We start from the raw sequence: 15,124 nt of genomic DNA on the forward strand, positions 1-15,124 counted from the left end.
TTATTTCTCCATTCTAACCAATGTTTCTTTCATTCACTCGACCAATCTCTGTATCTTCGGAGATATCATTCGTTTGAATGAACTCAAAGTCTTGATTTTCTGTCAAGTTCGTAAAAACAACCATGATAGTGGTATCTTTTTCTGCTTTTTTAATCGAAGCCAAGTCCATTTCAGCTATTTTATCTCCTGCAATGACTTCTTGACCTTCTTCAACAAAGATTTCAAAACCTTCACCTTCTAATTCAACTGTATCTATTCCTAAATGAATAAGTACTTCAATTCCACTTGCTGTTTCAATACCAATTGCATGTTTGGTTGGGAAGACACTTTGAATTGTACCATCTACTGGAGAGACGACTGTATTTGATGAAGGGTTCACTGCATAGCCGTCACCCATCATTTTCTGAGCAAATACTTCATCATTTACTTCAGTAATCGGAAGCACGTCACCTTTTGCTACAGGGAAAATTGCTGTTGCGAGTCCTTTTGAATCTGTAGCCACTACTTCCTTTTCATCCATTTCAGGTGTTTCATCAAGTTTAGATTCTGGAATAGGTGCATTAGAGCTCAATACATCCATAATATCAGATTTTAAGACATCTGCTTTCGGTCCATAAACTGCTTGAACTCCTTTATTTTTCTTCACAAGCCCCATTGCGCCTGCTTTTTTCCAAGCGTTTTCGTCTCCAACAGAATCAATATCATTAACAGAAACACGTAAGCGAGTCATACAAGCATCTACATCTGCAATGTTTTCTTTACCACCTAATAAGTGAATAATATCATACACTTGTTGTGTAGCATCTACAGGCTCTCCATTTTCAGATGCTACTTCTCCACCTTCGTAATTTCCATTACGTCCTGGTGTTGCATAATTGAATTTCTTAATTAAGAAGTTTGCAATAAAGTAAGTCAATATTCCGAATAGAAGGGTTACCCAAACAAAGTTAATTAAGTCCATACCTAGTCCCGCACGAATCGCTAATGGCGTACGTGTAAGCAATTCAATATTACCAAACGAGTGAACACGTAAGTTTACGATATCAGCCATCGCAAATGCTGCTCCTTGGATTACCGCATAAACGATATACAAAGGCATAGCTGCGAACATAAACATAAACTCAAGTGGTTCTGTAACACCTGTTAAAAATACAGCTAAAGCAGCTGATACATACATTGATTTATGTGTTTTTCGTTTGTCTTTATCGACATTTTTATACATGGCATAAGATAGACCCATTAAGATACCTGATGATCCAATCATTTGTCCGACTTTAAAACGAGCAGGGACTACATTATTTAATAATGCTTGATAAGTTGCTGTATCACCAGCAGCATCTAAGTTAATTAAATCTCTTACCCATGCTAACCATAGCGGGTCTTGACCGAATACCATAGCACCCTGCTGTGCACCAGTTAATACTTCATAGGTTCCTCCAAGAGGTGTGTAGTTAATTGGAATAGTTAACATGTGGTGTAAACCAAATGGTAATAATAGACGCTCTAATGTACCAAATAAGAATGGAGCTAAGACTGGAGCTGATTCTTGTGATCCAGCAATCCATACACCGAAACTATTAATACCACTTTGAATAAATGGCCAAACAATCGCTAATACAATTGAAGCAATTAAAGACCATAAGATAACAACAAATGGTACAAATCGTTTTCCGTTAAAGAAGGATAAGGCATCGGGTAGTTTTCTAAAATTATAATATTTATTGTAAGCAACCGCTCCCATAAATCCCGCAATAATACCGACGAAAACCCCCATATTTAAAGCTGGTGCCTCTAAAATACTAACAAAATAACCATCAATTGGTATTTCTGCTCCAAATAATGTTTGTGTTACTGCATTTGGGTCAGCTAACATTTCACTGGTTACGCCAAAAATCGCTCCTGTAATTCGGTTAATTAGAATAAAACTGATCCCGGCAGCAAAGGCACCCCCAGCTCTATCTTTTGCCCAACTTCCACCGATTGCTAATGCAAATAAGATATGTAAGTTTCCAATAATTGCCCAACCAATATTCTCAATCACACTACCAATCGAAATCAAAGCTTGCATATCTGGATTAATTAGAGGAAGTGATCCACCAATACTAATCATTAATCCTGCAGCTGGCATAACAGCAATAACGCCCATTAAGGCTTTCCCGAATTTTTGCCAAAATTCAAAATTAAATATTTTTTTCATCTTTCTTCTCCTTGTCTTCTTTTATTTTTTATATTTCTAAAAAAATTGTGAATCTGGTATTGTCACCTTCCATCTTATTCATTTATTCCCATCATAATGACTACTACACTATAAACAGTAAAAACGATTTCAATTTATTATACTTTTTAGACAACCGTTTTCATAAAATAGTTCATTTTAGTAGTAATGTATAAAACTTATAGCGTAAGATAAATGATGGGTTCTTCTTAGATCTATTCAAGATATTAATAATTCTATTCTACCGTATAACCACAATGTTTTAAAGAATGATGCCATCTTATAAACGTTTAGCAACACTCTTTATGTCTTTGAAATATAACATGAATTACATAAATATTCTATTAAAAAAATAAGTTAATTTAAAAATACTCTTTCAATTTTTCGTATTTGTAAGTTAAAACCCTATAAAATAGCGCAAACGGTTGCATTTATTTTAAATATATTTTTTCAGATTCTGCGACGTAATCAGTGCATTAAGAAATACTTTCTCAGTATAATTAATAAAGAAACTATCTTTTCACTAGTGTTGCATTAAAATATTAACCTGTTCCATGGCATAAAAAAATCCTTTATACTAGTACTTGGATGACTTATCCAAGACCAATACAAAGGATCTATGCATGGATAAGTATAAAACAAAAATGACAATAAATAAATGGTTTTCGTATATTAAATTAGAACAATTAAGCTTAGATTCTCGTCAAGCCATCGAACAATTTGATCGTTATGCAAAGAAATTGACATTTAAGAAAGCAATAAAGCTCTTTCTGTATGCCATTAACGATGAAACCGAAAGTTTACGACACCTAGACCAACAACTTGTCAATCCGAATTTGAAAAAAGTAATGGGGATAGACTCTATCAGTTACTCTCAGCTTTCTCGTGCCCTACGGGCACTTGAACCAAGTGTATTACTGGAGGTTTTTAATCATTCACTTTCTCTTGTGCATAAAAAGACGAAGGTAAAGTCGAAAGAAAAACTCTATCTGATTGATTCCACAACCTTTTCATTTAGCAAGAAATCCTATCCATGGGCGCATTTTAGACCGACAAAAGCTAGCATAAAGTTACATTTAAAAGTCTGCTTCATGAATGAACGTTGGGTGCACCCTGAACAATTTGAAGTATCTCCTGCTTCTGAACATGATCATGAGCACTTAGAGGTCTTTATCAATGAGCCATTGGCTACATACGTTTTTGATCGTGGGTATCTTGATTTCGCTCAATTCGATCAAATGCATTGGGATGGGTATTTCTTCGTTTCTCGGATTAAGAAGAATACGAAGGTACATGTGCAAGGCCATCTAGACGTTCCTAAAGGAACGGGTATTATCAGTGACCAGTTGGTTCAATTGGGCAGTCAAGTCTACTTGACGAGTCTCTTTCGACTTGTGACGATAGAAAGAAAGCAGCAAGCCAATTTAAGAATTATCACCAACCGCATGGATGTATCAGCTGAAGAGATTAGTAAAATGTATCAATCACGATGGCAAATCGAGCTCTTTTTCAAGCATATCAAGCAACACATGACGATTAAAAACTACTTTTCAAAGTCAGAAGAAGGTGTGGAAAATCAAGTCATACTGGCACTGATTGTCTACTTACTGACCTTACTCATCAAGCTTGAATTAGACTTAAAACAAACAGTTTTCCACGTTTTAAGGCATTTACGAGCGTTACAGTATGAATCGTTCGAATTATTTAAGGAAATATTCGAACCTGACTAAGTGAAAGAAGCCGCAAATCGATTTATCTACAACTAAATAAGTCAAAAAAATTCTGGAAAAAGTCATCCGCTGCGCCAGCATTTGACTTTTTTGAAATTTTTAACGAAAACTACATGTGATTTAATTAACAATAAACAAGTAACAGTGATTTTCAGTTTTATGCAACACTAGTGAAACAAATTGTACAATATTCTTTTCTTCTCAAGTGTTTTTAATTGTATTTTTTGCACTATAAACGTAATCTTAAGGAACAATATGATAAAAGGAGACAATACTATGGCAAAGATACTCATAACTGGAGCAACAGGTACCATTGGTGTCGAATTAGCAAAGCATCTTATTACTAAACACGCGCTTACTTTAGTCGGACGTGATTTTTCTGACCTTCCTGACGATATTCAAGCTAAAGCAACCATTGTTAAACGCGATTTACTTGATCCTGACAATTGGAACGGCTTACTAGATGGCATCGAATATGTCATTCAATTAGCTGGAGAAGCTGACCAAGATGCTGATTTTTATGACAGTTTATTAGATTTAAACTACAAAATCCCACATAACTTATATAATGAAGCGACTAAAGCGAAAGACTTGAAGCGCATCATTGTCGCTAGTTCTATCCATATCGTTGATGGTTATCCAGACGGTGTTGAAGTCAAGACCACGGATCCAATCCGTCCTGCTAACTTATACGGCGTATCTAAAGCATACTTAGAAGGGTTAGCTGCTTACCATGCTTATTCAAATGGCATTGAGTCTATTGCGATTCGGATCGCAGATTATAAAGTGAGCGACGATGAATTAGACGAAGAAGTTGATGAGTACGGCATGGCGATGTACTTATCTAAAGAGGATATGAATCGTCTTATAGATGGCTGTATCGAAGCAGAATTAAAAGAACCCTTCTTAATTGTTAATGGTGTCTCTAATAATACGTTCACTCGTCTATCCAATGAAGAAGCAAAAGTCAATTTGGGCTATGACCCTCAAGATAATGCGTTCGAGAAGAAGAATATTTTTTAATCAACAAAAGACGTAGATGAAAATCTACGTCTTTTGTTGTCTACATATTTATATGTTTTGATGCTTCTCGAATTGATAAAGGAGCTAGTTCAGTCTGATACTGCCTAAGAAAATTCTTGACCCATTCTTCATTTATTCGCGCATAATCACGTAATGCCCAACCAATGGCTTTATTAACAAAGAATTCGTCGCTTCCTAAATTATTCATAATCGTTCGAGTCAGTAATTGAGTATCGGTTGCTTCCTTCATACTTAATTGATGAACAATCGCTACGCGTCGCAACCATAAATCATCTGATACACTCCATTCAATGATTGTTTCTTTTAACTCTGGATACTGTGTTTGAAGATAGCCCACTCTTTTCACTAAAGCATCCACAGAATCCCACCAGGACTTTGTTGTAATAAGTTTTTTCAAATGATTGATATCGTCTTTTTTCAAATACGTTTGCATATCATTTAAATAGTCAGTGGCAACATATTGGAATTCACGTTCCTCCTGTTGCCAACATTCTTGGACGAAATTCCAATCGATAATAGGTGTATCTGGATTCACTTTAGACAGTGCTCGTGCTTCTTGTTTAGCATCTTTGAAATACGGCTTTATTATATTCCGACGTGCCACGCTTTTAAGACCTATAAAAGGAAACTGATTTCTTAAGTACGCTGACATTGCTTGGGCATCGTCTGTTCGGTGGCCTTTCATCTCTGTGATTAATTGTTCAGTATCCATTGTGATTCGTACTCCTTTCAACAAATTTTTGATATATTCTCAATCTTGGAGGATGGATTTGAACTTTCTTTTAAATCCACATCTCATCACTTTCTTGCTCTTCCTCAAGTTAAATGATGTATCCTGATAGTAAGTATAATGCATTAATCAATAAGAGTCCTCCAGTCGCATAACAAGCTAGCCCAGCACTTTTAGCGGATATTATTAATTGATTGTCTTTACCTTTACCATAAATAACGGCTAATAATACTGATAGAACAATCGGCATAATAATATAAGCAACTTCTTGATAAAGCCAAGCGTACATTAGAAAATGAACCGCACCTACGATGCTAAATATAAAAGGAATGATAGTATAGTGCTCTCTTTGGAACATAGCAATCAACAATGGTATTGCTAACAATTGACTCATCGCAATGATAATACTTAATGAATTTAAAATGCCCGTATCCGGTCGTAAGGTAAACGCTCCAACAATATATAAAATGAGTAAAGCGATTGGTAAAGCAACCATTCCCTGAAACAGAGTGGCAATGGCTGCATAGTTTAATTTGATTTTTTGCCATAATACTCCGCATACTAACCATGTTATACCATAAGCGACCAGAAAAGGGGCACCTGAGTAATTTACTCTAGCAAGCTCTTCCAACAATTCAATCATAACTTTAGCTCCTTTCTAACTTTAAACAACGTCTCTATGACTTAATCCTACCTGATTATGTTTAATTCACCTAATAAAAAACATCCCTACTTCATAAGTAAGGATGCCATATGTTAATAGTTAGCTACATAGTGTCCGGAAGTGACTTCTTTTAATGTTACAACTTCTTTATTTGGTTGCCACGCTTTTAGCGGATTAGAGTCTATCACCTTCGACTTCATCTGTGCATCTAAGCTTGGAACAGCTTGGAGTAATTGTTGTGTGTAGGGGTGTAGTGGATTCGAGTATAATTCGTTCGTTTCTGCTACTTCTACAATTTGTCCTTGTTGCATGACTGCTACTCGGTCACTAATTTGTTTCACGACTGCCAAATCATGAGCAATGAATAGATACGTTAACCCTAGTTTATCTTGCAGTTTCTTTAAGAGTTCAATAATTTGCTTTTGAATCGAAACATCCAAGGCAGATAAAGGCTCATCCGCAACAATAAAATCAGGTTCAACGGCTAACGCACGTGCAATTCCTATACGTTGACGTTGTCCACCAGAGAACTCATGGGGGAAACGTGAGGCAAAACTTGGGTCTAATTCAACTAAACTTAGCAATTCTTCAACTCGCGCCCGACGTTCTTTCGCATTCTTCACTAATTGATGCGTGTCGAGTGCCTCTCCGATAATATCTTCAATCTTCATACGAGGATTTAATGAAGCATAAGGGTCTTGGAAGATAATCTGCATATCTTTTCGGACTTTTAACATCTCTGATTTAGTCAATTGATGCAAATCAAAGCCTTGGAACATAATACGTCCGCTCGTTGGTTTATACAATTGAAGGATAGCGCGCCCTAAAGTTGATTTTCCCGAACCAGATTCACCTACAAGTCCTAAGGTTTCCCCTTTATAAATATCTAAATTAACCTGATTAACTGCTTTAAGCTGCTTCCCTTTGCCAATATCGAAGACTTGTTCTAGTTGCTCTACTGAGATTAGCGGTTGAACTTGCGCTTTTTCTTGAGTGATTTTCTCTTCTTCAATTCTTGGTACAGCTTCAAGTAGTAATCTTGTATAAGGATGTTGAGGGTTAGCAAATATCTCATCAATCGGTCCTTGTTCAACAATTTTACCTTCTTGCATGACGATAACTCGTGTACAAATTTGAGCAACCACACCAAAGTCGTGAGTAATCAGTAAGACAGATAAGTTTAAATCTTTTTGTAATTGCTTTATAAGGGATAGAATTTGAGCTTGAATCGTAACATCTAATGCTGTCGTTGGCTCATCTGCAATAAGTAAACTTGGATTAGCTGCTAAGGCAATAGCAATCATAATTCTTTGACGCATTCCCCCAGAGAACTCATGCGGGTAATGACTAAACCTCATATCAGCATCTTTAATTCCAATTGAGGTCATCAATTCAACTGTTCTTGCCTTAGCTTGTTTTTTACTCATACGTTGATGTAATCGAATCACTTCAACCACTTGATCACCAACAGTCATTGTTGGGTTCAATGAACTTAATGGATCTTGGAAAATCATTCCAATATCTTCACCCAATATTTTACGTAAGGCTTTTGGTTTAATATCTAGGAGTTTGTGCCCTTTGAATTCAATCTCACTATCAGAATGAATAATGGCATTATCGGGTAATAGTTGGGTAATTGAACGGGCCGTCATACTTTTCCCACTACCTGACTCGCCTATAATTCCAACAATTTCACCTTCTTCTACTGAAAAGGAGATATTATTTAATACTTCTTGCTGTTGGTCTTCGCTCTCAAAACTTAACCCTAATTGGTTGACCTTTAAAATATCAGACATTTACTCACTCCTATACTTCTTTATATACGTTGATATCTGTTAATACACAGCGATTATTATAACATAGCAACTATCTGAAAAAGGCGAGTAGATTAGACAACCGTCATTCAAAAATCCGAATGCTAGCCTTCGAAAATCCGCATACCTCGTTTTGAGGTGGAAACGTTATAATAAATGAGTATGAATTCATGGGTACAATTTATGCATGTATTCGATAAGTTAATTTTTACTTAGGAGGTGAGATTTTTGGAACACATTCAACAAAATAGTTCCTTAACTAAAGGATGGTCTTTAATCTATCAACAAATGCAACGTCAATGGACTTATAAAATAGCTCTTTGGGTACTTGGTTTACCCTTACATATTATATTCTTCGTGATTCAACTCATACGCTTCACAAAATATAAATCTCAACCAGCCGCTGAACGAATCTCTGATGATGAAAAAACAGTGTTAAGACAGAAACTAATAGAAGAAGAACAAAATAAACAAGCCTACTTCAAGCAAAGTGTTAGCGCTGAACAGACCGAAAAACGAGTTAATCAACGGTTAAATCATTATGTTCAATCATTAATTATTGAAAACAATGATATGTCAGAGAGGATTCACCTTTCTGATATTTTCGCGGATTGGACTATGACACCTGTTGGGTTTATAACGAGTATTATTCTAGCTTGGCCCATGTATATTTTAATGATTGTCTATCGTATGCCAATCTTAAGGTACATTGTTGAAAGGTTATTCTTGATGGTCTTCGTTATCTTTGGTGTAACTTGGATTGTATTTACGTTATTGCATTTTTCACCATCAGACCCTGCTCAAAACATCTTAGGTGTACAAGCCACCCCTGAACAAATTCAGAATTTCAATGTACTTCATGGTTTAGATGATTCCTATTGGGTACAGCTCTTTAGAACGCTAAAAGGTATCGTTACATTTGATCTTGGATTTACTTATGTGGGGAATGAATTGGTGGTAGACGCATTGCTACGCCGTTTCCCTATTACACTGCAAGTCACTTTCTTCTCTCTAGCTATTTCTTTAGCTATAGCAATTCCTGCAGGTATTTATGCAGCAGTTAAAGTGAATTCATTATTTGATCAGTTCTTTATGTTTCTTGCATTAATTGGTTTATCCATTCCAACTTTCTGGTTAGGATTAATCTTTATTTTAAACTTTTCGATTCGTAACAGGTGGTTACCAGCAACATTTAATCCAGAGAACCCTTGGTCATTACTTATGCCAGCGGTGGTCTTAGGTACAAGTTTAGCTGCTTCTGTCGCGCGAATGACGCGGGCATCGACGTTGGAAGTTATTCATGAAGATTACTTATTAACTGCTCGGTCAAAAGGTATGTCTAATTGGCGTATCGTATGGCGTCATATTATTCCTAACGCTTTGATTCCTGTAGTGACTGTTGTTGGATTACAATTCGGTGGGATGTTAGGTGGTTCAGCCGTTACCGAACAAGTTTTCAATATTAATGGTGTCGGTAGTTATATTGTCGAAAAGCAATTTGTACCCGATATTCCAGCTGTCTTAGGCGGGGTCATCTATATAGCGATTATCGTTTCTTTAGTAAACTTAGTCGTTGACTTGCTTTATGCCATCCTTGATCCACGTATTCGAACAACCTTAAAAAATTAACGATAGATAGAAAGGAGTTTAACCTTGATTCCATCATATTCATCCGTTGTGAAACGCTATTTACGTTTTGCTTCATCATTATCGCTCATTTTTACTATTGCGATTATTTTAATTAATTACTTAAGACTAGGAACAAATTGGAGTTCATTAAGTATTGGATTCACGCTTGTTCACGTTCTTTTAAGTTTAGTGAGCTATTTTGTCTCACGTCAAATTCAGCATAACCAATTGGCTTATCCTTACCATAGCTGGTTTGGATATGTATTGATGCTTTCTGTTTTATTAGGTAATCCCTTCAATTTTATTAGTGGAATGTTTCTAATTTTAAAGAAAATCGCATCGTATCAGATTTATTTAATATTTGCTGTTCTTGTTGATTTAACTCTTATTGTAACAACAAGTTTAAACTTCTTTAAACCAACGGTCAGCCCAACTTTTATACTAGGGCTTGTCTTGCTTGGTGTGAGCCTTATTATCCATTGGTCGCTTGTATTGTTTAGTTCTCGTTTAACGAACTTATCTAATGGACCACTTTATTTTGTTTTAGTCTTACTCGTTTTGACAGCTTTGAGCGGTAACTTACTCAGTCTCATCGCCGCCTGGTTACTTTGGCGTGAGAATACGAGTGAATCGTATGAGAGACGACGTAGTATTTTTGCTAATATCGCGCGACATGAGGTTGCGGTGTTTGGACTTTATGTCATCACATTCATACTAGCCATGGCAATCACAAGCTATTTAACTTTCGAGTATAGTTATGCAGTTGAAAATAATTATACAGCCATCTTACAGTCACCAAGTATGACGTATCCTTTAGGTACGGATAATTTTGGCCGCGACGTCTTTTCACGCATGGTCTTTGGAGGTCGAATCTCCTTACTAGTAGGTGTGCTTGCAACCCTATCCCCATTATTAATCGGTGGATTTCTTGGAGCAGTCTCAGGCTATTACTCACACCGCGTTGATCAGACAATTATGCGGTTACTTGATGTTCTTTATGCTATTCCAGGTATTTTACTGGCGATTACAATCGTGACAGCCTTTGGTACATCTACTCAGAACTTAATCTTAGCTCTAAGTATTGGTGGCATTCCAGGATACGCCAGAACAATGCGTGCCAATGTTCTACAAGTTAAACAACTAGAATATGTTGAAGCAGCTCATGCCGTTGGTGTGAATGATGTAAAAATTATTCTTAAACATGTTATCCCGAATGCGAGCGCACCGATGATTATTCGGTCATCGCTAACAGTTGCAACAGCAGTTATCTCGACGAGTAGTTTGAGTTACTTAGGTCTAGGTGTCGAGAGTCATATTCCTGAATGGGGTAATATCTTGCGTATTGGTAGTGATTACTTAGAGACACAACCTTACTTAGCTATTTACCCTGGTCTAGCGATTATTGCATTAGTTTTATCATTTAACTTCTTAGGCGACGGCTTACGTGACGCTTTAGATCCTAAGATGACTCAATAACACGTAAGCATTTCACAACGAAAGTAGGTGACGTTTATCGATGAATACAGATGAAGATTGTTGTATGAAAATATCAAATTCAAACCCAAATAAAAGGAGATTTAACATGAAGAAATTTTTAAGTAAAGTATTATTAGCTAGTTCATTACTAGCAGGAGTCATTGTTCCAGCAGCAACAACTGTTCAAACAGTTAACGCACAACAAGCAATTCCAGTAACAATCTTAGCTCAGTCCTCATCAGAGCAAGATGTCAATATCGTACGTGATCAATTAACGCGTGCTGGTTTCCAAGTGGAGACAAGTCTACAACCTGATTATGCTAGTTACAACGCTCAAAAAGAAGCTGGTAACTATGACTTAGCTATCTCAAGCTGGACAACTGTAACAGGGAATCCTGACTATGCCGTTCGTTCACTATTTATTACAGATGGTGACAACAGTATTATGAGTAACCCTGAAGTAGACGAACTAATTGAATTAGCTGCAACACAAACACCCGAAGAGTATGTTGAAACTTATACAGAATTCGAAAATCAATTAGTCACTGAAAATGCTTATATTGTTCCTTTATATACATCATTAAAAGCACAAGCTTTTAACCAAGAAGTTTTAAACCCGGATTCAATTCGTCTATCTAAGTCTCGTGCATTTGCTTGGGAACCCGTTTCTTATGTTGATGACAGTCAACATGCTGAACGTCCACTACTTTTAACACAAGCATCATCACAATTGACTTCATTAGACCCAATTAAAGGGAACGACGGAAGTATCAACCAATTGAATACGAATATGTATGTGCGTTTAATCAACCTAACGGATGATGACCAAATTACTTCAGAGAATTCATTAAGTTATAATCATGCGATTGCCGATGGTAATTCTGAGTATTACTTCATCTTACGTGATGATATCAACTTTTCTCAAATCGAAGATGGTGCTGCTGTTGATACTGGTGATTTAGTGTCAGCTGAAGATGTTATCTTCTCATTAAACCGTGCTAAAGATCCTAATTCAGTACCTGACCACCGTACTTACAGTCTACATGAGCATATTAGTGAAGTAACGGTTGTTGAAGATATGGCTGAATTAGAAGAGGCAGTTGTTTCTGGTAGTGATTTATCAGTTAAAGAAGCTTTAGAAGAAGGCTTAGACCAACCGATTGCTTCTGTTGTCGCTTCAGAAGACGAAGTCGACAATGCATCAGGTCAATACCAAGTTGTTAAATTGACGACAACTCAGCCTTTCCCTCAAGTATTAAATTACTTAGGACACCAATCCGCTGGTATCGTATCTGAGCAACAGGTTCAAGCAATTAATACTTACAATGTCGAATCCTATGATGTTAATTCAGATATCGCTTATGGAGACCAACGTGCTGTTACAGAAGATGGAACATATGATAACCACTTATGGGCAAGTGGTCCGTACATTATGGTTGATAAAAATGACTACCAAGCTAACTTTGTAAAGAACCCAGCTTACCGTCCTGATACAGAAGCGGATGCAAATATTGAACAAGTGACGGTTCGATTCATCGCTGATTCAAGTAGTGCTCTATCTGCATTACGTGCCGGTGAAGTAGATTTATACTACGGATTAGGTGAAGTAGATTATCCAATTGTTGAGAATGAACCTAGCTTAGCCTTACAATCAATTCCAAGTAACGCTGTAAGTTACATGTTATTCAACGTGAATACACCTGGAAGACCTGTAAGTGACAGTTCAGACTTAAGAAAAGCGATTCTATATTCAATTAATCAAGAAGAAATGAACGCAGCATATCAAGGACTTAAATTACCAGCTTACTCAACTGTCTCACCGTTAGTTGAAACTGGAAATACTTTAGTAGCAGACCCAGCAAAAGTTGAAGAATTTAGAACTAACTACTTAAATTCAGTAGCTGAATAGAAAATAACAAATGAACCCCCGATTATTGCAAATATGCAATAATCGGGGGTTTTTAATAAATAAATGTTTATTCGAAATTTGTACGAGTGCTCGTTTGAGACTAATCACGCATTCGTCATTTCTTGCGAATGCTTGTTTTGTTTATAACAGCTCATTTCTCACTATTTATCCAATTTTTCATAAACTCATTTAACATTTACTCCAAAGTGCGGTATTATATCAATCACTGAGTGTTTTTTTCGTATTATATATAACCAACTTACCAAAGGTATACTAACGTTCAGAAAGGATCGGATGAATTGAATATACAGCAATTGAAGTACTTAGACTATATTGAAAAAACCGGATCGATTAACCGAGCCGCTGAATTATTATTTGTCTCCCCCTCAACGATTTCTGTCTCGCTTAAAGAATTAGAATCTGAAGTCGGTCAGAAATTATTCACTCGTTCAAGCAGTGGAATGACAACAACGCATGAAGGACATGAATTCATCACACAAGCTCGACAAGTATTAAGTCAATTAGATGTGATGCGAGATTTATTTGTTAATAACGGATCAGAACGACAATTCTTCTCCGTTTCCAGTCAGCATTATGATTTTGCTTCTGAAGCATTCAGTAAGTTTATTAATAATAAGCCTAGTGAACGCTTTGTTTATCGCTTCTTTGAAGTTGACACTTACACAGTGATTAAAAATGTCTCACAAAATATAAGTGAAATTGGTTTTGTCTACTTAAGTGAATTTAACCGCCGGATGCTGACACGTCTATTCGAACAAGAAAATTTGCAATTCCATGTAATGTGGGAATTCCAGCCTCACGTCTTTATCCGAAAGGATCATCCATTAACAGAATTTAAAAGTATCAAACATAAAGATTTAATGGATTTTCCTGCGATTACATTCGAACAAACTGAAAACCAAAACGACTTTTTAACAGAACATCCACTTGAAGTCCAAGCGAATAATCGAAAAGTTGTGGTAAGTGACCGAATGAGTGCAATCAATATCATCACTGGCTCAAATGCTTACTTAACCGGTTCTGGTATTATGACCAATCGAATTACAGATTCTTATGTCACTTCTATCCCACTGGAAAGTTCTGAAAGTCATCATATTTGTTGGATTGCTCCTAAGAACCAAGAGTTATCACAAAATGCACAAACTTATCTTAAACTCGCTGAAGAATCGTTATGTGACCGTGTCGAGAACCTACATAGTGTTCACTCTCCGGACATTTACTCGATTTGATCAGTTAGAATCTATACAAAACAACAATTAACCACCTTCATTAGACAGTTTAAACACGTCTGGTGAAGGTGGTTAATTGTTTTAATCAGTTTATTCAAGTGTTCCAAAACTATTTAGTGGCCAAAATCTGAATAATATCTCCGCATTAATGGATTCTCCTAGGATTGGACCAAACTCTGTACTATCGAATGAATGATTTCGATTATCTCCCATTACAAAGTACTCGCCGTCAGGAATTGTAAGTGGTTCAAAATCTACTGTACCAGTATTATTTTGTAGTGTTTCTTCCGATAAATATGTCTCTTCCAGTGAATCACCATTAATATAGATAATATCATCTTGGGATGATATCGTATCTCCTGGTAAACCAATTACACGCTTGATATATTGCTTGCCTTCTTCCGTAGGCGAATCGAGGATTACAATATCAAAGCGGTCAATATCAAAGATATTCGCCCCTATCAAACGATCTTCATGATCCAAGGTATAATCCATAGAAGGTCCATCAACTTTAAAGGGAGTAAAAACAAATAGTCTCAGTAGAACCATCCCAATAATAACTAATAAGAACAAACCATTTTCTTTTAAAAAACTTTTTATTGTATTCATGACAATCTCCTAGCGCATATATATAGTATAGATAGTATACATTTCATAAAATGA

11 protein-coding genes are annotated in these 15,124 nt (G+C 36.3%); 6 read left to right on the top strand and 5 right to left on the bottom strand.

The genetic code is table 11. The features are described from left to right. Window positions 1–13 precede the first annotated feature (13 nt). The gene (locus HYQ40_09185; GenBank protein ID MBZ6527950.1) at window positions 14–2,197 is read right to left on the bottom strand and encodes a PTS transporter subunit EIIC; all 2,184 of its coding nucleotides are present in this window, start codon (window positions 2,195–2,197) and stop codon (window positions 14–16) included. A gap of 641 nt (window positions 2,198–2,838) precedes the next feature. Between HYQ40_09185 and HYQ40_09190 the strand changes: the two genes are divergently transcribed. Both HYQ40_09190 and HYQ40_09195 read left to right on the top strand, forming a co-directional pair. Beyond that, on the top strand, window positions 2,839–3,945 hold the full coding sequence (locus tag HYQ40_09190; protein ID MBZ6527951.1) for an IS4 family transposase: 1,107 nt from the start codon (window positions 2,839–2,841) through the stop codon (window positions 3,943–3,945). A 276-nt stretch (window positions 3,946–4,221) separates the two neighbouring features. After that, window positions 4,222–4,968, top strand: coding sequence for an NAD(P)-dependent oxidoreductase (locus tag HYQ40_09195; protein MBZ6527952.1), 747 nt, complete (start codon window positions 4,222–4,224; stop codon window positions 4,966–4,968). A gap of 40 nt (window positions 4,969–5,008) precedes the next feature. Here the strand turns inward: HYQ40_09195 and HYQ40_09200 are convergent, their stop codons facing one another. From HYQ40_09200 to HYQ40_09210, 3 genes are all read right to left on the bottom strand, one after another. Continuing rightward, on the bottom strand, window positions 5,009–5,701 hold the full coding sequence (locus tag HYQ40_09200) for a DNA alkylation repair protein (protein MBZ6527953.1): 693 nt from the start codon (window positions 5,699–5,701) through the stop codon (window positions 5,009–5,011). 109 nt (window positions 5,702–5,810) lie between these two features. After that, window positions 5,811–6,362: a hypothetical protein gene (locus tag HYQ40_09205; protein ID MBZ6527954.1), complete on the bottom strand. Its 552-nt coding sequence runs from the start codon at window positions 6,360–6,362 to the stop codon at window positions 5,811–5,813. A gap of 113 nt (window positions 6,363–6,475) precedes the next feature. After that, window positions 6,476–8,179: an ABC transporter ATP-binding protein gene (locus HYQ40_09210; GenBank protein ID MBZ6527955.1), complete on the bottom strand. Its 1,704-nt coding sequence runs from the start codon at window positions 8,177–8,179 to the stop codon at window positions 6,476–6,478. Window positions 8,180–8,425: 246 nt separating this feature from the next. Here HYQ40_09210 and HYQ40_09215 point away from each other — a divergent pair, with 246 nt between their 5' ends. The 4 genes from HYQ40_09215 to HYQ40_09230 all read left to right on the top strand — a co-directional run bounded on the left by HYQ40_09215 (window position 8,426) and on the right by HYQ40_09230 (window position 14,461). Further along, on the top strand, window positions 8,426–9,826 hold the full coding sequence (locus HYQ40_09215) for an ABC transporter permease (protein MBZ6527956.1): 1,401 nt from the start codon (window positions 8,426–8,428) through the stop codon (window positions 9,824–9,826). 24 nt (window positions 9,827–9,850) lie between these two features. Next, window positions 9,851–11,302 carry an ABC transporter permease gene (locus HYQ40_09220; GenBank protein ID MBZ6527957.1) on the top strand — a complete coding sequence of 484 codons (1,452 nt, stop codon included), beginning with the start codon at window positions 9,851–9,853 and terminating at the stop codon, window positions 11,300–11,302. A 106-nt stretch (window positions 11,303–11,408) separates the two neighbouring features. Continuing rightward, on the top strand, window positions 11,409–13,211 hold the full coding sequence (locus tag HYQ40_09225) for a hypothetical protein (GenBank protein MBZ6527958.1): 1,803 nt from the start codon (window positions 11,409–11,411) through the stop codon (window positions 13,209–13,211). A gap of 299 nt (window positions 13,212–13,510) precedes the next feature. Continuing rightward, window positions 13,511–14,461 (top strand): LysR family transcriptional regulator, encoded by a 951-nt coding sequence (locus HYQ40_09230; GenBank protein ID MBZ6527959.1) that lies wholly within the window; start codon window positions 13,511–13,513, stop codon window positions 14,459–14,461. 90 nt (window positions 14,462–14,551) lie between these two features. Here HYQ40_09230 and lepB read toward each other — a convergent pair whose 3' ends face one another. Continuing rightward, a complete protein-coding gene (gene lepB / locus HYQ40_09235) occupies window positions 14,552–15,061 on the bottom strand; it encodes a signal peptidase I (GenBank protein ID MBZ6527960.1) in 510 nt (169 codons plus the stop codon). Window positions 15,062–15,124 lie beyond the last annotated feature (63 nt).

The sequence above is a fragment of the Aerococcaceae bacterium DSM 111021 genome (assembly GCA_020112395.1).
In the GTDB taxonomy this organism is placed as follows: domain Bacteria; phylum Bacillota; class Bacilli; order Lactobacillales; family Aerococcaceae; genus Ruoffia.

Coding starts and splice junctions, on each gene's coding strand:
- HYQ40_09210 (MBZ6527955.1), bottom strand. CDS start 8,179: ATGTCTGATATTTTAAAGGTCAACCAATTAGGGTTAAGTTTTGAGAGC.
- HYQ40_09195 (MBZ6527952.1), top strand. CDS start 4,222: ATGGCAAAGATACTCATAACTGGAGCAACAGGTACCATTGGTGTCGAA.
- HYQ40_09205 (MBZ6527954.1), bottom strand. CDS start 6,362: ATGATTGAATTGTTGGAAGAGCTTGCTAGAGTAAATTACTCAGGTGCC.
- HYQ40_09185 (MBZ6527950.1), bottom strand. CDS start 2,197: ATGAAAAAAATATTTAATTTTGAATTTTGGCAAAAATTCGGGAAAGCC.
- HYQ40_09190 (MBZ6527951.1), top strand. CDS start 2,839: ATGGATAAGTATAAAACAAAAATGACAATAAATAAATGGTTTTCGTAT.
- HYQ40_09200 (MBZ6527953.1), bottom strand. CDS start 5,701: ATGGATACTGAACAATTAATCACAGAGATGAAAGGCCACCGAACAGAC.
- HYQ40_09225 (MBZ6527958.1), top strand. CDS start 11,409: ATGAAGAAATTTTTAAGTAAAGTATTATTAGCTAGTTCATTACTAGCA.